Consider the following 16,337-nt stretch of genomic DNA (forward strand, 5'->3'; position numbering starts at 1 on the left):
TCATAAGCTCAGTTGATAGATAAGCACATGGTTATATGTATTGACATTTTATGTCAATACATTCCAAAAAATGGAATTTATCAATTCGTAAGACATCAAGAACATTTATCAAGGCGGTAACGCATAGATCTTAAACTAAGATTCAGATATTCTGCGGCCTTGCTTTTGTTGCCACCTGAAATTTCCATAGCTTTTTTAAGATAAGCCTGCTCAATGGTTGACAGGATTTCATCCAGATCCATACCCTGCTCAACCTCATCAAGATCAAAGCGTCTTCCCTTTATTCCTTCAATCCATCTGCGTTTTTTATGCATGGAAATGGTCAAACTTTCCGGTAAAATAATGTTTGTGGATGAGAGTGCCACACTTCGCTCGATAAGGTTTTCAAGTTCTCTGACATTGCCGGGGAAACTGTACTTATTTAAAAAATCAATGGCATAGGAAGACAGCTTTACAATATCTTTCTCCATTTCTTTAGAATATTTTCCAGCAAAATGCCTGGCTAAAAGAGCCACATCCCCTTTTCTATCCCTTAACGGCGGGACCTTAAGGGGAACAACATTGAGCCTGAAAAAAAGATCTTCTCTAAAATTTCCCTCAATGACTTCCTGTTCAAGTTTTTTGTTGGTGGCAGAGATAATCCTGACGTCCACTTTGATTTCTTTTGTCCCCCCCACAGGCTTGAAAGAGGTCTCCTGTACAGCCCGCAACAGCTTGACCTGCAAAATGGGGGACAGTTCACCGATTTCATCAAGAAAAATGGTGCCTTGATCGGCTGTCTCAAAAAGTCCCTGTTTGTCACTGACAGCTCCTGTAAAGGAGCCTTTAACATGACCGAAAAACTCACTCTCTATTAACGTATCCGGGATACCACCGCAATTGACAACAACAAAAGCACTATCCCTCCGGTCGGAATTTTCATGGATAGCCCTTGCAATCAACTCCTTTCCGGTGCCACTCTCTCCGGTAATCAAAACATTGGTCTTTGTCGGGGCGACCTGTTCAATTCTTTTGTAAATCGCCTGCATTCCAGGACTTCTCCCGATAATCCTGTTAAAATGCATATTATCCTTAAGCTCTGTTGAAGCGCGCTCTTTTTCCTGCTCAAGGGTCTTTAATTCAAGGGCTTTTTGGATGGTCTGCCTTAATTCACTATTATCAAAGGGTTTAGGGACAAAATCATAAGCCCCTCCATTCATTGCCTCAACAGCAATTTCCGTTGTGGAATAAGCGGATATCATGATAACAACCGTGTCTGTATTCTTCTTTTTAGCCGCCTTTAAAACTCCCAGGCCCGTAATGTCACCCAGACGAATATCAGACAGAATAAGATCATAATCATTTTTTTGAATCATCTTTAGTGCCTGTTTGCCGTTTTTGGCATTCGACACCTTATATCCTTGTTTGGATAATAAGACTTCAAGAAGCTCACGCATGCTTGTTTCATCATCGACCACAAGAATACTATGCATTTCATTCGTCATTTCGAATAAACAACCTTACCATTTACCATGGTTAAAAATGGTCTGCCCTTGACCTTAAGGCCGGAGAAAGGCGTATTTTTGCTTTTGGATTTAAATGTTTCAGGATCAATTTCATAGGTATCCTCAGGATCGATAATGGTCAAATCTGCAATATTTCCGGGTTTTACATCGTTTTGGATCCCAATAATTTTTGCCGGATGTTTTGCCATTTTATTTACAAGTTCTGCCATGGTTAAAAAACCATCATGGACCAGTTTTAAGGATAGGGATAAGGATGTTTCCAATCCGACAATACCAAAGGCTGCCCTGTCAAATTCCACATCTTTTTCTACCACGCTGTGAGGTGCGTGGTCTGATGCAATCAAATCGATTGTACCATCAACAAGCCCTTGAATAACGGCCTGCCGATCTTCTTCGGAACGTAATGGGGGGTTCATTTTAAAGTTGGTATTATAGTCTTTTACGTCCTCATCTGTTAATGTAAAATAATGCGGTGCCGTCTCACAGGTAACTTTCACGCCTCTTTTCTTTGCCTGCCGGATAGCCTCCACTGATTCTTTCGTACTGATATGGCAGAAATGAACAGAGGCACCCGTGAGCTCCGAAAGTGCAATGTCTCTTACAACCATTATGCTCTCGGCTGCATTCGGGATTCCTTTTATTCCCCAGAATGTAGCAAAAAAGCCTTCATTCATGGACCCGCCATCAGCTATACTTAACTCTTCTGCATGAACAAAAACCGGAATATTAAATCCCTTGCAATATTCCAATGCCCGCCGCATCAGGTTTGAATTTTCAAGTGGTTTCCCATCATCGGTTACAGCGACAATTCCGGCCTGTTGCATGTCATATATTTCAGCCAGCGTGTTTCCCATTGATCCCTGAGTTATCGCCCCGGTTGGATATACTTTTGAAAGCCCAAGTTCATTTGCACGATTGATAATAAATTTTGTCACCTGGCTGTTATCGTTCACCGGGTTTGTGTTGGGCATGGAACAGACTGCTGTAAACCCGCCTCTGGCTGCAGCCATAAGCCCTGTTTCAATAGTTTCCTTATATTCCTGCCCGGGTTCTCTCAAGTGGACATGAATATCAATCAGCCCGGGAACGACAATCATTCCTGTGGCATCAATTGTTTCAATATCGGAACTGGTTCCATTCTCTTTCCGATCAAAAATCGGGTCAACAATAGCTTCAATAAGATGATCCTTAACGATGATATCCTTATTATCATCAATATTCCCCGGATCGAGAATCCGTGCCCCTTTAATCCGAATCCGCATGTCTGCTACCTCCTGCTACCAGATAAAACAATGCCATCCGCAACGCAACGCCATTGGTAACCTGTTCTAAAATCATAGAACTATCAGAATCTGCAACATCACTTGATATTTCAACTCCCCTGTTCATGGGCCCGGGATGCATGACAATGACATCTTTTTTTGCCAGATTCAGCCGAGCCTTGTTCAGCCCGAAAAGCGTTGCATATTCCCTTTCTGTCGGAAAAAGGATGTTATCCTGCCTTTCTTTCTGAATCCTCAGCATCATGATGACATCCGCCCCTTCAATACAGGTTTCCATATTGGGTGATACACTGCATCCCAGATTTTCTACTCCCATGGGAATCATGGTTTCAGGCGCACAAATACAAACATTGGCGCCCATTTTGGAAAACCCTGTAATATCAGATCGAGCAACCCTTGAGTGAGCAATATCCCCAATAATAGAAATGTTCAACCCTTCAATTTTTCCCTTTTTTTCCCTGACACTCATCATGTCCAGCAGTGCCTGGGAAGGGTGTGCATGAATCCCGTCCCCGGCGTTAATGACCGAAGCATTTACCCGTTTAGCAATTAAATGGGGGGCTCCGGAAGAGGGATGCCGTAAAACAATAACGTCCGGCTTCATTGCTTCAAGATTTTTGGCCGTATCGATCAGGGTTTCACCTTTCACAATACTGGAAGAACTCTTTGAAATGGAAATGCTGTCTGCAGAAAGCCTTTTGGCGGCAGTATCAAAGGAAAGCTTTGTTCTTGTTGAGGGTTCCTGGAAAAAAAGAACTATGGTTTTTCCCCTTAACGTAGGTACTTTTTTTACAGGCCGTTCTGAAATTTCTTTCATTCCCTGGGCAGTGTCGAGAATCATTGAAATTTCACGGGGTTCAAGAGATTCAATATCGAGAATATCTTTTTTTGTAAACCGCATTATTGCACCCTTATATTAATAAATCACCGATTCTATTCCATCTTACTCCAAATTTATTCTTATTCCATGACCAGTAAATAATAAATGCTTCACCTTTGACCGCCTTCAGATCAACAAACCCCCAGAATCTACTATCATGACTGTTGTCCCTGTTATCGCCCATCACAAACAATTTGTTTTCAGGGACTCTGATTTTTCTTAAATTATCCCTTGAGCTTACCATTGCCGAGTATATCTTGCTGCTTTTATAAACGGCATACGTCTCGCCTTCAATCAGGTGATCATTTACATAGATCTTTTTGTTAATAATTTCCAGAGTATCCCCCTCTCTGGCAATCACTCGTTTAATAAAATCTTTGGAAGGATCTTCAGGATACTTAAATACCACAATATCACCCTTTTCAGGATTCTTCACAGGGATGAGGGTTCTACCATCCGTAAATGGGATCTTTACACCATATATAAATTTATTGACCAGAATCTGGTCTCCTATTTGAAGCGTTTCCAGCATAGAGCCGGATGGAATCTTAAATGCCTGAACTAAAAATGTTCTGATAAACATGGCAATAATAATTGCTATAATGATTGCCTCTATATTTTCCCGCAAAGAACTCTTGGCTTTCTTTTCTGCCATTGTTTATATCCTTAAAGCTTTTTCTAATAGAACAGGTGCTGAGGTTGACCTAAAAAGAACTTTGCCTTCTGTATTGATTGTTTCAGAATATCCGCTATTTTTCGTGCCTTGACCATGCTGGACAAAGGAACCGTTGGAATTTTTTTGCCTTTGATCATGATCGAACCGCTTTTCAGCTCTGCGTAGCTGACTTGCCCATAGGATTTTGAAATACCTTCCGGATAATCATATCCATAATCAACGACCTGAGTGAACACCTGATCATCTGAAACCGATGTAAATTTAAGGATTTCTTCATTTAAAATCGGAATCGGAATACCAAAACCGATTGACAGCGAGCATCCGTATCCTCGAATACTTTGCCCCACAAGCCATTCAGGGGACATTTCTTTTAAATCCCCAATTACGGAAAGGGTTCCTGCGGGTGTAACCGGCACGCCGTTCAATCCTCTTTCAACATCTTTTTTGTGCTGGGTACCGGTCCATGTTACATACCCTTGTGCTCCCCCTAAAAAAATCCGGGTTCCAACACCGATGGTTTTCAAATAGGGGTCATTCAATAAGGGGCTGAGCTCACCTGATGTTGAATAATTAGCATTTCCCATGTCTGACTTTAATGTTCCCATATAAGTATATTTTATCTTATCGGATTTATTGATTGCGCAATTATAGTTTTGATAGGCATTTCGAGGATTACACAACATGGCATTGGGCAAATCTTTTAATGTAACAATCTTTTCTATTTTCCGATTGGGGTAACAGTCCGTACCATAGCTTTCTGCTCTTATATGAACTTGTTTTCCGGCAACCAGGTCCTGAATCACATGGCCGCCGCCATAATTGAATTCACCGGGATGGCGTTTATTTAATGGATCATCTTCACAGGTCTGGGTTGCACCCAGATAACAATCCACTGCTGCCACACCTGAATACGCCTCTACATTGTTAAACCAGGTTTTCGTTGTCCTGACCAGGGGTTTGGACTGACCGATATTGATAAAAACTCCTGAAGAACACATGGGTGCAAATGTTCCGGTTGTCACTACATCAATTTTTTTGGCCGCTTCAACAACACCTTCTTTTTTTGCAATATCGATAATTTCTTCTGCCGTAACAACCACAGCGTCACCAGCAGCAATTTTTTTGTTTATCTGTTCAATCGTTTTATTAACTTTATATCCACTCATAACAAACCTTTATTATCATTGACTTGGCATCTGCTTCACAAAATCTATTTTTGATGTAATGTTATTTCTAATCCATGAATCATCCCACCATTCTACCGGATTTACAAAAACATTGTGAACAATCATTGAAAAATGAAGATGGTCACCGACGGCAAGACCTGTTAAACCGGTAAAGCCGATATCATCACCCTTTTTAACCATATCTCCTTTGGTTACTGAAATCTGGCTTAAATGTGAATAAAGGCTGCAAAGCCCGAACCCGTGATCAATCATTATCGTATTGCCAAATATACCTGCAAATTGTGCAAAAACCACTCTGCCTGAATTGCCGGCTTTCACAGGAGCATTCGCTGTTGAGGCAAGATCAACCCCTAAGTGTACCGCCCTGTCAATCTCTTTGCCTTTATATTTATAAATCCGCCGATCAGCAAACCCGGCCCTTCTGGCAGAACCTTTGAGTCTTAAAAACCGGCCATCCCAGTATTTTTTATTTTCCGTAATCAGGGGAACGTTTAATATCGTTTCAACATTGTTTTTTCTAACATCCCTGTTAATATATAAAAACTTTTTAAGCAGGGGATTCTTAGATTCCTGGAAAAATCCATTCTTGGCACCCACATCAAAATCAGGCATTTTCAGCTCTAAAAACCGATCAGAAATATTCAAAATATCTGTTTTAAAATTTTTATCCCTTATATAGTGATAAAACCCTCTCTTTGTAATATTTCCTGCCATATCCTCAGCAACGACAGATATCTGACTGCCCGGACCCTGCATATGGTTTAAGGCAAAAAAAGCAGTATAAATATTTTTGTTTTCAAAAAGACCGGAATGGCCCGGGAAAAAATTATCCCCCACTTTGACACCACTTTTTAGGTTTTCCTCAAATAGCTTGTAAATAACGAGGGCGGTACCGCTTCGCTGAATATTGTGGCGTTTGGTTAAAACACTTATTCTAGGGGGTTTTGAATCAATAATTACCTTTTTTTCAATATAAAAAATATTGCCCTTGTTCCACCCTCTCCATGAATAGTCGGACACCATTATCCGAATGACGGCATCCCCATCTGTCATTCCATATTTCCAGGACTCAACCGGGATGATAAAAAGATCTCTTATAGTCTTGGATTCCGGCAACAACTCTAAAAAATTTGAGGCTTTATATTGTTTTTTGAGTAAAACCTTTTCTTTACCCTCCTGTATGATCGATACTATAATTTTGCGAAGGCCTGTTTTATGGTCCGTAACATCAAGAGACATCTCATAAGATTTTTTCAAATATAGAGAGGGTAATTGAATATCAACAACAGGTTTTTTGCCTTCAAATTTATAAACAAGGACCCAAATAATTGGAATGAAAACAACAAGAAATAAAACCAGGGAAACAACTCTTTTCATCAATAATACCTATTTTTTCAGGTGGTTAGTAGATATTTAAGCAAAATTACAGTAAAATAGCAGCTATGGTCGAACTTATCAAGCAATTTTGTATTCTTGACTTTTCTGCCCTCAAAATATAATTTAGCCTCAAAAAACTTCTATTTAGGACTCATTTATGAATAATTTTTTCTTTAATTTAATCGATAAACCCGAACCCGTTTTTTTCCTTATTGCAGGCCCTTGTGTTATCGAAAACCATGAAACAACCTATCTGATCGCAAAGCACCTTAAAAAAGTAACCGACAGACTAAATATCCCATTTATATTCAAAGCATCCTTTGACAAAGCAAACCGGACATCCATTCAATCTTTCAGGGGTCCAGGATTTGATAAAGGGCTTCATATTCTTAACTCTATTAAAAAAGATTTGAAGATTCCGGTTATTTCGGACATCCACTTACCTGACCAGGCTCAACAGGCAGCAAAAGTTCTGGATATTATCCAGATACCGGCTTTTCTTTGCAGACAAACCGATTTGATTCTGGCGGCATGCGATACAGGAAAACCTGTTAACATCAAAAAAGGGCAGTTTTTATCCCCTCTGGAATGCAATAATATTCTTAACAAGGCAAAAGAATTCGGTAATACAAATATCTGTATTACTGAAAGAGGATCGTCATTCGGGTATAATAATCTTGTGGTGGACTTTCGATCCATACCCATCATTAAAAGTTTAGGTGCGCCCGTCGTCTTTGATGCGACACACAGTGTTCAGCTTCCGGGTGGAGCTGGAAACTCTTCAGCCGGAGAAAGGCAGTTTGTTCCCACCCTGTCAAAAGCGGCCATTGCCGCAGGCGCCGACGGATTATTTATTGAAACCCATCCGGAACCTGAAAAAGCCCTGTGTGACGGACCCAATTCTCTTGCCTTAAACGATATGGAAAATTTTTTGTCCACTCTTCTGGCCATTAAAAAAGCGGTTGGATAAATCATATGAAACCCGACCTTGCAAATATTGAACTCTTACTGCTGGATGTGGATGGCGTATTAACTGACGGAGGTATCACCTATTCAGACTCAGGAGAACAGATAAAAAGGTTTCATTCAAGGGACGGTCTTGGCATGAGGCTTCTAATGGATGCAGGGATAGGTGTCGGTATTATCACCGGCCGCAAATCAAAGGCCTTGGGATACAGATGTGAAAATCTTGGTATAACTTTGTTGTTTGATGGTATCAGGGACAAATCAAAAGCCCTTGACAAAATTATCTCCCAGACAGGGATAATGCCAAAAAGAATGGCGTTTGTCGGAGATGATCTGATAGATCTGCCTGTAATGAAAAAAGTGGGGATTTCTTTTTGTGTTTCCGACGCTCCTGAAGATATTAAAAACCATTGTGACATTACGACGTGTCAGCCAGGAGGCCATGGCGCGGTCAGAGAAATATGTGAAAGCATTCTGAAAGCAAAAGGATTATGGGGCGCTATTCTTGATAACTACTTATCATGACACACTCTTTAAAACAAAAACTGACCTACCCTTTGATCGGATTGCTGATAGTGATACTTATCATCATCAGCGGTTTTTTTTATTTTAACAAATTCCTCTCCAAACCTGTGCAGATTCATCATATTAAAATAGACACTGAAGCTGCCTTGAAATTAAACGTTTTAAAGCAGATTTCAAAAAAAAACGGGGTAAAAGAATGGGAGTTGGAAGCCGCTTCTGCTACTCTCTTAAAAGATGAAAACAAGGCGGTACTCATTGGTGTCTCAATCATTTTTTTTACAAAAGACAATAAAAAAGTTTGCTTAACGTCTGAAAAAGGCATTCTCAATACAAAAACCCATGACATGATATTTTCAGACAATGTTATTGTAACGTATGAAACTTCTGTTCTGAAAACCGATAAGTTGCATTATAATAAAAAAGCACATATAATATATTCCAACACTCACGTGAAGCTTGAAAAACAAAATTCTGTCATTGAAGCTGATTCAATGACAATAGATTTGAATGATAGTTATACAATTTTAAAGGGGCATGTCAGGGGAAATTTCAGTGAAGACTTCAATATTATGTAACTCAACACCTAAATTTTTGTTTTCTCTTATTCTTATTTGTTTTGTACTTCTGTTAAAAACAAATACTGTCTATTCTCAAACCCAAACCGAGGCCAATAAAGAACCCCTTCATGTTATATCCGATAAAATGATTGCACAAAAAGACGCATCAATGGTTGAATTTATCGGAAATGTCAAAGCCACAAGACTTGATTCGATTGTGTTTGCAGATTCCATCAAAATTTATTTTGTTGATAATGATAAAGATAGTTCTGCTCAAAGCAATGTAAAAAAAATTGTTTCAATCGGAAATGTCAGATACACAGCTGGGGAACGAAAGGCATTTGCCGATAAAGCGGTCTATACAACTCACGACGAGATGCTGGTTCTTACAGGTAAATCTCCTAAATTAATAACCGGTTCAAGTTTTGTAACTGGAAAAAAAATTACTCTTTTTAGAAATCAAGACAAGGTAGTAGTGGAAAGTGACGGTACAAAAAAAGTTGAGGCGTTCTTTAATCCTGAAGATAATATCACTGATAAACAATAATGACACAACTCGACCTAAAAAATCTTATAAAAATATATGATGGTAAAAAAGTTGTAAACACTGTCAGCCTTACAGTGAAACAAGGCGAAGTAACCGGCCTTTTAGGGCCAAACGGGGCTGGCAAAACAACAACATTTTATATGGCAGTGGGCCTAATCAAACCTGATGGCGGGACAGTTCTGATAGACAAAGAAGATATCACTCAATACCCAATGTACATCAGGGCCCGAAAAGGGATTGGCTATCTTCCCCAGGAATCAAGCATTTTCAAAAAACTGACGGTTAAACAGAATATCACCGCCATACTTGAAGTTTTGCCTAACCTCAAGGTCACACATAAAAATAATGATACGATTGACCAGAAAGCCATGGGTCTGATGAAAGAACTTGGCATCAGGGATCTTGCCAACCAGAAAGCAAATTCTCTTTCCGGAGGAGAAAGACGTCGTCTTGAGATTTCAAGAGTACTTGCGACCGATCCCTTATTTATTCTTCTGGATGAACCCTTTGCAGGCATAGATCCTTTAGCCGTCATTGATATCCAGCAAATAATTTATCAGTTGACTCAAAAAGGAATCGGCGTTTTAATATCAGATCATAATGTGAGAGAAACCCTTGGCGTTTGTGATAATGCTTTTATTATGAACCAGGGAAAGGTTATTGAATCAGGAAACTCTGATAAAATTATTTCAAGTAAAATAGCTAAAAAAATCTATTTGGGAGAGAATTTTAAACTATAACATGGAACTTGGATTACAACAAAGTCTAATATTAACTCAGCAGCTTGTCATGACGCCTCAGCTTCAGCAGGCAATCAAATTGCTCCAGTTGTCTCGCATTGAGCTTGCTGAAATGATTCAAGAAGAAATGGAACAAAACCCTGCGCTGGAAGAAGCAGGAACAGAAGAAGCATCTGATAATAAAATTACAGCGCAAGAAAGTGAAACTGAAACTGCTTCTCCTGAAAAAGAAACCCCTGTAAAAGAAGTCACCATTGAAGAAAAAGTAAGACCTGATACAGACTGGGAAAATTATATTAATGAATATAATTCTACTGGAAGAATCTACACGGAATCAGAAAATACCGAAGCGCCTAATTTTGAAGCGTTTGTTTCGGAAAAAAAGACCTTGAAAGACCATCTTCAGTGGCAGTTGAGGCTCTATGGACTCAGTGAAGAAGAAGAAAAAATCGGTATCATACTTATCGGCAATTTAAACAGGGACGGTTACCTTTGCAGTGATGTTGAAGAGATTGCACAGGCTTTTGACTCGGACATAGAATTTGTTGAAGATGTCCTTTCAATTCTTCAGACGTTTGATCCGCCTGGTGTTTGTGCCAGAGATCTTTGTGAGGCCTTGCTTATTCAGGTACAGCAACTCGGCATTGACAATCCCATTATCAATGAAATTATAAAAAACCATTTGAAAAACCTTGAAAACAGAAACAGTAAAAAAATTGCAAAGGCATTAAAGATATCAGTAGATGATGTCAGGGCGGCCGTAAAAATCATCCAGTATCTTGAACCCAAACCCGGTCGGAAATTTTCAACGGATGAGCCTGCCTATATCACACCTGATATATATGTTTACAAACATGGGGATACTTTTAAAATTGTTATGAATGATGATGGGCTGCCGAAGTTGAAAATCAATCGGTTTTATAAGGATGCTATTGCCAATGGCCGCAAAATATCAAAAGATACAAAAAATTACCTTAATGAAAAAATGCAGTCTGCATCCTGGCTTATTAAAAGTATCCACCAGCGCCAGAAAACAATATACCTTGTCATGGAAAGTATTCTTAAATTCCAGGGGAAATTTTTTGAAAAGGGTATCGCGTATCTGAGACCATTAATTCTAAAGGATATTGCAGAAGATATTGAGATGCATGAATCCACGATCAGCCGTGTGACCACCAATAAATATGCCTACACACCCCAGGGACTCTTTGAATTGAAATACTTTTTTAACTCATCCATCGAACGAACCGGAGGAGAGTCCATGGCCTCTGCAAGCGTAAAGGAAAAAATAAGACTATTGATAGAAAACGAAGACCAGGAAAGTCCTTTAAGCGATGAAAAACTAGCAGGTATCCTTCAGGATTCAAATATTCAAATAGCCAGGCGAACTGTTGCTAAATACAGGAAAGTACTTAATATACTTCCTTCTAACAAACGCAAACAACTTTAGGGAGGTTTTTATGCAAACAATAGTTACTTTTAAAAAGATTGACCCCTCAAGTGCCTTAAAATCTTACGTTCAAAAAAAACTGGATAAATTTGATAAAATTTTGGACAGTCCTGCTGAGGCGTATGTCGTTCTGTCAGTTGAAAAAATCAGACATATAGCCGAAATCACACTGACGTGTGACAAATTAAAAATTCATGCCAAAGAAAATTCCGAAAGTATGTATTCATCCATTGATGCACTGATGGATAAGGTAAAATCCCAAATTAAAAAAAACAAGGAAAAAATCAAGCGGCATATGTCGGGGAATAAGCAGAGTATTAAGAATGAATCAGGACCATTAGATTTTCCGGAAGGATTTTCTGACAATCCGGCGGCAGACCAAATAATTATTGAAACAATTGACTATAAACCCATGGATATTGAAGATGCGGTTATTGAATTAAATTCAGGCAAACAATCATTTTTTGTTTTCAATAATGCCCGAACCCAGCAACTCAATGTTCTATATAAACACAATAATGGTAAGCTGGGATTAATCCAGCCCAGAGGATAATTTATTAAATGAGAATCAGCCAGCTTCTTAATAAAGATTCAATTATTGCAGATCTTAAAGCCAGTGACAAAAAAGGGGTAATTGATGAACTTGCCGCTGTGGCTTCCACAGCAACAAAAGCATCCGCAAAAGAAATTGCCACAGTTCTCATGGAAAGAGAGCAGTTAGGCAGTACGGGTATTGGTGGCGGAATTGCTATTCCCCATGGCAAACTTGACTTGGTGAGATCTATTGTTGTCGGTTTCGGACTTAGCCGCAAAGGTGTTGAATATGAATCCCTTGACAACAAACCGGTCCATATTTTTTTCCTGTTACTGACCTCAGAAAACTCTACCGGTGGACATCTTAAGGTTTTAGCCCAAATTTCTAAACTTTTAAAAATGAATCAATTTAAAAAAAAATTAGCAGCTGCCGAATCTGTTGATGATATTTACGATATCATCATGGAGCAGGATGAAGACTTTTAATGCAAAAGGTTTATATCATAACCGGTCTTTCCGGGTCCGGAAAAACAACGACCATTCAAGCATTTGAAGATGCTTTGTTTTACTGTGTCGATAATATGCCCATCGAACTTTTGCCAAGATTTCTGAATCTGCCGCTGAAAGAGAACCCGGAAGTTAAGGGACTTGCGGTTGTGATGGACATGAGGAGCAAAAATTTCATATCAAATTATGCGCCAGGTATTTGCGCAATTGAGGATTCAGGCATATCTGTTCAAATCATATTTCTTGAGGCAGATGTTGATACCCTGTTAAAAAGATTTAGTCAAACCAGGCGCCACCATCCTGTTTCAAACGAAAAAAGCCTTTTGGACAGTATCAAACTTGAAAAAAAATTGATGCTGCCCGTAAAACAAACCGCACATAACATTATCGATACAACAGGCTTAAATGTTCATCAGCTTAAATCCCAGATTCTTGATTTAATTCATGATGGAGATAAATCCATCAGTTTAACAAAAATAAATATTATCTCATTTGGATTTAAATATGGAATTCCAAATGAGGCCGATCTTGTTATGGATATGAGATTCTTAATCAATCCGTATTTTATACCGGAACTTAAAAACCAGGATGGAGAATCTAAGGCTGTTAAGCAATTTATATTATCAAACAATGAAACCAAGCTTTTCCTTGAAAAGTATTTGAACCTTCTTGATTATTTAATCCCTTTATACAAAAAAGAAAATAAGGCGTATTTGACGTTTGCCATCGGGTGTACGGGAGGCAGACATAGAAGTGTGGCCATTGCAAGAAGTATTTTTGAACATCTTAATAGAAAAGGACTCAATCCCGGTCTGATCCACAGAGATATTGCCCGGGATGTAAAACAAACATGATAGGTATACTATTGGTCACCCATGCAAACTTAGGAAGCACTTTAATTGAAACGGTTGAATTTATTTTAGGCAAAAGCCAGGACAACCTGTTTCCCGTTTCGATTAATATCCAGGAAGACCCGGACAGCTTGAGAAAAAAAATTAAAAAAGGAATCTCAAAAGTCAAAACCGATAATGGTGTTATTATCTTAACGGATATGTTTGGCGGAACTCCTTCAAATTTAAGTTATTCTTTCTTAGAAGAAGGACAGATCGAAGTCATTTCCGGTGTAAACCTTCCTATTCTTTTAAAAGCGGTGACTTCAAGATCGAAAATGGATATGGAGACATTAACGTTATCCCTTGTCGAGCATGGGAAAAAAAGCATATCCCTTGCCAGCGGAATTTTAAAAGGAACAAAAAGGGTATAAAAAAATTTGTTCCAGCAAACTAAAGGAAGCTATCAATGACTATCAAATTAGGTATTAACGGGTTTGGCAGAATCGGCAGAATGATTTTTCGTGCGGCATTAAACAATCCAAATGTAGAAGTGACGGCAATAAATGACCTGACGGACACAAAAACCTGCGCCCATCTTCTTAAATATGACTCTGTCCATAGTATCCTCAAGCTCCCGGTATCTGCAACCGAAGACTCAATTATTGTTGGCAATAAAACCATCAACGTCACGGCCTTTAAAGATCCCGGACAAATTCCATGGAAAAATGCCAATGTGGATATTGTTTGCGAATGTACGGGTTTTTTCAGAGATCGTGATGGTGCATCCAAACATTTTGATGGGGGAGCAAAAAAAGTGCTTATTTCTGCGCCTGCCGGTAATCCGGACATTACCATTGTGATGGGGGTTAACCATGACATGTATGATCCGGCATCTCACAACATCATTTCAAACGCATCCTGTACAACCAACTGCCTTGCTCCTGTTGCAAAGGTTTTGCTTGAAAATTTTGGCATTGTCTCAGGAATGATGACCACCATTCATGCTTACACGGGTGATCAACGCATTCTTGATTTTCCCCATAAAGACTTGAGAAGGGCAAGAGCTGCCGGCCTTTCAATGATTCCGACGACGACTGGTGCCGCAAAAGCTGTATCATTAGTACTTCCTGAGCTTCAAGGCAAACTCAATGGGTTATCTGTCCGTGTGCCGACCCCCAATGTTTCCCTGGTTGATTTTGTGGTGGTGACCGAGAAAGACGACCTTGGAAAAGAAGATGTGAACAACGCTTTGGAAAAAGCATCTAATGAAAACCTTAAGGATATATTAGGATTTTGCAATATCCCCCTGGTGTCCATTGATTTCAACTCAAATCCGCTTTCCTCAATTGTTGATGCAGGGTGTACGGATGTCATTAACGGCAATATGGTAAAAATCTATTCATGGTATGACAATGAAGCAGGTTATTCCAACAGAATGATTGATCTTGCAGTAATGGTTGGAAACTCCTTATAATTTATCCGGAGGCATAAAATGAGCAGAATCCCTTTAATTGCCGGCAACTGGAAAATGCACAAAACCGGTCCTGAGGCAGTAGAAACAGCCAGAGATCTGGCACAACTTTGTTCAGATATCCAAGATATCGAAGTCATGATAGCACCGACATTTCTTTCTCTGCCTCTGGTTGCAGCGTCAATTGAAGACACCAGTGTAAAAATCGGAGCCCAGAATCTCTATTTTGAAAAACAGGGTGCGTTCACCGGTGAAGTCTCAGCAGATATGATTAAGGCTGCCGGTGCACAATATGTTATCATTGGTCATTCCGAAAGAAGGCAATACTTTGATGAAACCGATTCTTCGGTCTGTAAAAAAATTAATTCCGCAATAAAATCAGGCTTAAAACCTATTTTATGTATTGGAGAGACCGAAAGCCAAAGAGCCGATGAAAAAACCTTTTTGATACTTGACAAACAGGTGTCAGATGGGTTAAAAGGCTTTGGTCTTGATGAACTTGCACATTTAGTGCTTGCTTATGAACCTGTATGGGCGATCGGCACAGGAAAAACAGCCAGCGTTGATCAGGTAAGGCAAGTTCATCAATATCTGCGTTCTTCGCTTGAAAAGTTGTTTTCAAAAGACTTTTCCAACCAAACGCGAATATTGTATGGTGGTTCAGTCAATCCGGAGAATGCAAAAGACTTAATGGGTATTGAGGATGTTGACGGAGCTCTTGTTGGTGGAGCAAGCCTTGATGCAAATGAATTTATTAACATTATAAAATATAATAAATAATCGATATGACAAATTTAGTAGTCGCATTACATGTTACAGTTTGCATCTTATTAATTCTGATTGTATTACTTCAAAGCGGAAAAGGCGCAGAGATGGGAGTTTCTCTTGGTGGCGGAGCAGGCCAGACACTTTTTGGTGCTACCGGTCCTGCAACCATACTGACTAAAATCACAACAGGTGTTGCCATTATTTTTATGGTAACATCTCTTACTTTGGCTTACATGTCGGGTCACCAGTCAGACACATCAGTGATGAAGGAAAACACTACACCAGTTGAGCAGACGACCGAATAAGACATCGGTAAAAAATATAGTGCCGAAGTGGTGGAATAGGTAGACACGCACGCTTGAGGGGCGTGTGGGGCGACCCGTGGGAGTTCAAATCTCCCCTTCGGCACCACAAAATATCAAGGCTATGGGCAATAATTGTTCGTGGCTTTTTTGATTTTATCATGCGAATTTTATAAAAAAAATATTTAAGAAGCCTGATCAATCTTGAATTATTTCTAACCTTGTTTAT

Annotated in this window: 19 protein-coding genes and 1 tRNA gene; 14 read left to right on the plus strand and 6 right to left on the minus strand. The window is 39.4% G+C overall.

What is annotated here, in order from left to right; translation table 11 throughout:
- Positions 1 to 95: 95 nt before the first annotated feature.
- Genes HGJ91_RS01825 through HGJ91_RS01850 form a run of 6 tightly spaced genes read right to left on the minus strand, consistent with a single transcriptional unit; the run spans position 96 to position 6,908 of the window.
- A complete protein-coding gene (locus HGJ91_RS01825) occupies positions 96 to 1,484 on the minus strand; it encodes a sigma-54 dependent transcriptional regulator (protein WP_291345978.1) in 1,389 nt (462 codons plus the stop codon).
- Complete coding sequence (locus tag HGJ91_RS01830) at positions 1,481 to 2,767, minus strand: dihydroorotase (protein ID WP_291345979.1); 1,287 nt, start codon at positions 2,765 to 2,767, stop codon at positions 1,481 to 1,483. The genes HGJ91_RS01825 and HGJ91_RS01830 overlap by 4 nt, the downstream gene beginning before the upstream one ends.
- Complete coding sequence (locus tag HGJ91_RS01835; RefSeq protein ID WP_291345980.1) at positions 2,751 to 3,689, minus strand: aspartate carbamoyltransferase catalytic subunit; 939 nt, start codon at positions 3,687 to 3,689, stop codon at positions 2,751 to 2,753. Before HGJ91_RS01835 ends, HGJ91_RS01830 begins: the two co-directional genes overlap by 17 nt.
- Positions 3,690 to 3,699: 10 nt before the next feature.
- A complete protein-coding gene (gene lepB / locus HGJ91_RS01840; RefSeq protein WP_291345981.1) occupies positions 3,700 to 4,323 on the minus strand; it encodes a signal peptidase I in 624 nt (207 codons plus the stop codon).
- A 23-nt stretch (positions 4,324 to 4,346) separates the two neighbouring features.
- Entirely contained in the window at positions 4,347 to 5,510 is a 1,164-nt protein-coding gene (locus HGJ91_RS01845) for a homocysteine biosynthesis protein (protein ID WP_291345982.1), read from the minus strand.
- A 15-nt stretch (positions 5,511 to 5,525) separates the two neighbouring features.
- Positions 5,526 to 6,908, minus strand: a complete 1,383-nt coding sequence (locus HGJ91_RS01850; protein ID WP_291345983.1) for a M23 family metallopeptidase — start codon at positions 6,906 to 6,908, stop codon at positions 5,526 to 5,528.
- A 157-nt stretch (positions 6,909 to 7,065) separates the two neighbouring features.
- On the opposite strand from HGJ91_RS01850, the gene kdsA reads away from it, so the two are divergent.
- From kdsA to HGJ91_RS01920, 14 genes are all read left to right on the plus strand, one after another.
- A complete protein-coding gene (kdsA, locus tag HGJ91_RS01855; protein ID WP_291345984.1) occupies positions 7,066 to 7,878 on the plus strand; it encodes a 3-deoxy-8-phosphooctulonate synthase in 813 nt (270 codons plus the stop codon).
- Between the two features lie 5 nt (positions 7,879 to 7,883).
- Complete coding sequence (locus HGJ91_RS01860; RefSeq protein WP_291345985.1) at positions 7,884 to 8,399, plus strand: HAD family hydrolase; 516 nt, start codon at positions 7,884 to 7,886, stop codon at positions 8,397 to 8,399.
- On the plus strand, positions 8,396 to 8,974 hold the full coding sequence (gene lptC / locus HGJ91_RS01865; protein ID WP_291345987.1) for an LPS export ABC transporter periplasmic protein LptC: 579 nt from the start codon (positions 8,396 to 8,398) through the stop codon (positions 8,972 to 8,974). Before HGJ91_RS01860 ends, lptC begins: the two co-directional genes overlap by 4 nt.
- Positions 8,952 to 9,503 (plus strand): LptA/OstA family protein, encoded by a 552-nt coding sequence (locus HGJ91_RS01870; RefSeq protein WP_291345988.1) that lies wholly within the window; start codon positions 8,952 to 8,954, stop codon positions 9,501 to 9,503. The genes lptC and HGJ91_RS01870 overlap by 23 nt, the downstream gene beginning before the upstream one ends.
- Entirely contained in the window at positions 9,503 to 10,243 is a 741-nt protein-coding gene (lptB, locus tag HGJ91_RS01875) for an LPS export ABC transporter ATP-binding protein (RefSeq protein ID WP_291345989.1), read from the plus strand. The genes HGJ91_RS01870 and lptB overlap by 1 nt, the downstream gene beginning before the upstream one ends.
- 1 nt (position 10,244) lies before the next feature.
- Positions 10,245 to 11,693, plus strand: a complete 1,449-nt coding sequence (gene rpoN, locus HGJ91_RS01880) for an RNA polymerase factor sigma-54 (RefSeq protein WP_291345990.1) — start codon at positions 10,245 to 10,247, stop codon at positions 11,691 to 11,693.
- Positions 11,694 to 11,703: 10 nt separating this feature from the next.
- Complete coding sequence (gene raiA / locus HGJ91_RS01885; RefSeq protein WP_291345991.1) at positions 11,704 to 12,246, plus strand: ribosome-associated translation inhibitor RaiA; 543 nt, start codon at positions 11,704 to 11,706, stop codon at positions 12,244 to 12,246.
- A gap of 8 nt (positions 12,247 to 12,254) precedes the next feature.
- On the plus strand, positions 12,255 to 12,713 hold the full coding sequence (locus HGJ91_RS01890) for a PTS sugar transporter subunit IIA (protein WP_291345992.1): 459 nt from the start codon (positions 12,255 to 12,257) through the stop codon (positions 12,711 to 12,713).
- Positions 12,713 to 13,588 carry an RNase adapter RapZ gene (gene rapZ, locus HGJ91_RS01895; RefSeq protein WP_291345993.1) on the plus strand — a complete coding sequence of 292 codons (876 nt, stop codon included), beginning with the start codon at positions 12,713 to 12,715 and terminating at the stop codon, positions 13,586 to 13,588. Before HGJ91_RS01890 ends, rapZ begins: the two co-directional genes overlap by 1 nt.
- Positions 13,585 to 13,998, plus strand: a complete 414-nt coding sequence (locus tag HGJ91_RS01900; protein ID WP_291345994.1) for a PTS fructose transporter subunit IIA — start codon at positions 13,585 to 13,587, stop codon at positions 13,996 to 13,998. Before rapZ ends, HGJ91_RS01900 begins: the two co-directional genes overlap by 4 nt.
- Positions 13,999 to 14,033: 35 nt before the next feature.
- Positions 14,034 to 15,041 (plus strand): type I glyceraldehyde-3-phosphate dehydrogenase, encoded by a 1,008-nt coding sequence (gene gap, locus HGJ91_RS01905; protein WP_291345995.1) that lies wholly within the window; start codon positions 14,034 to 14,036, stop codon positions 15,039 to 15,041.
- Positions 15,042 to 15,059: 18 nt separating this feature from the next.
- On the plus strand, positions 15,060 to 15,818 hold the full coding sequence (tpiA, locus tag HGJ91_RS01910; RefSeq protein ID WP_291345996.1) for a triose-phosphate isomerase: 759 nt from the start codon (positions 15,060 to 15,062) through the stop codon (positions 15,816 to 15,818).
- 5 nt (positions 15,819 to 15,823) lie between these two features.
- Positions 15,824 to 16,111, plus strand: a complete 288-nt coding sequence (gene secG, locus HGJ91_RS01915) for a preprotein translocase subunit SecG (protein WP_291345997.1) — start codon at positions 15,824 to 15,826, stop codon at positions 16,109 to 16,111.
- A gap of 21 nt (positions 16,112 to 16,132) precedes the next feature.
- Positions 16,133 to 16,217, plus strand: a tRNA-Leu gene (locus tag HGJ91_RS01920).
- Positions 16,218 to 16,337 lie beyond the last annotated feature (120 nt).

This window comes from Desulfobacula sp. (assembly GCF_014237455.1).
In the GTDB taxonomy this organism is placed as follows: Bacteria; Desulfobacterota; Desulfobacteria; order Desulfobacterales; family Desulfobacteraceae; genus Desulfobacula.

Bases quoted from the DNA above. Each gene is read 5' to 3' on its own strand.
- HGJ91_RS01825 (WP_291345978.1), bottom strand. From the start codon at position 1,484: ATGACGAATGAAATGCATAGTATTCTTGTGGTCGATGATGAAACAAGC.
- HGJ91_RS01830 (WP_291345979.1), bottom strand. From the start codon at position 2,767: ATGCGGATTCGGATTAAAGGGGCACGGATTCTCGATCCGGGGAATATT.
- HGJ91_RS01835 (WP_291345980.1), bottom strand. From the start codon at position 3,689: ATGCGGTTTACAAAAAAAGATATTCTCGATATTGAATCTCTTGAACCC.
- lepB (WP_291345981.1), bottom strand. From the start codon at position 4,323: ATGGCAGAAAAGAAAGCCAAGAGTTCTTTGCGGGAAAATATAGAGGCA.
- HGJ91_RS01845 (WP_291345982.1), bottom strand. From the start codon at position 5,510: ATGAGTGGATATAAAGTTAATAAAACGATTGAACAGATAAACAAAAAA.
- HGJ91_RS01850 (WP_291345983.1), bottom strand. From the start codon at position 6,908: ATGAAAAGAGTTGTTTCCCTGGTTTTATTTCTTGTTGTTTTCATTCCA.
- kdsA (WP_291345984.1), top strand. From the start codon at position 7,066: ATGAATAATTTTTTCTTTAATTTAATCGATAAACCCGAACCCGTTTTT.
- HGJ91_RS01860 (WP_291345985.1), top strand. From the start codon at position 7,884: ATGAAACCCGACCTTGCAAATATTGAACTCTTACTGCTGGATGTGGAT.
- lptC (WP_291345987.1), top strand. From the start codon at position 8,396: ATGACACACTCTTTAAAACAAAAACTGACCTACCCTTTGATCGGATTG.
- lptB (WP_291345989.1), top strand. From the start codon at position 9,503: ATGACACAACTCGACCTAAAAAATCTTATAAAAATATATGATGGTAAA.
- rpoN (WP_291345990.1), top strand. From the start codon at position 10,245: ATGGAACTTGGATTACAACAAAGTCTAATATTAACTCAGCAGCTTGTC.
- raiA (WP_291345991.1), top strand. From the start codon at position 11,704: ATGCAAACAATAGTTACTTTTAAAAAGATTGACCCCTCAAGTGCCTTA.
- HGJ91_RS01890 (WP_291345992.1), top strand. From the start codon at position 12,255: ATGAGAATCAGCCAGCTTCTTAATAAAGATTCAATTATTGCAGATCTT.
- rapZ (WP_291345993.1), top strand. From the start codon at position 12,713: ATGCAAAAGGTTTATATCATAACCGGTCTTTCCGGGTCCGGAAAAACA.
- HGJ91_RS01900 (WP_291345994.1), top strand. From the start codon at position 13,585: ATGATAGGTATACTATTGGTCACCCATGCAAACTTAGGAAGCACTTTA.
- gap (WP_291345995.1), top strand. From the start codon at position 14,034: ATGACTATCAAATTAGGTATTAACGGGTTTGGCAGAATCGGCAGAATG.
- tpiA (WP_291345996.1), top strand. From the start codon at position 15,060: ATGAGCAGAATCCCTTTAATTGCCGGCAACTGGAAAATGCACAAAACC.
- secG (WP_291345997.1), top strand. From the start codon at position 15,824: ATGACAAATTTAGTAGTCGCATTACATGTTACAGTTTGCATCTTATTA.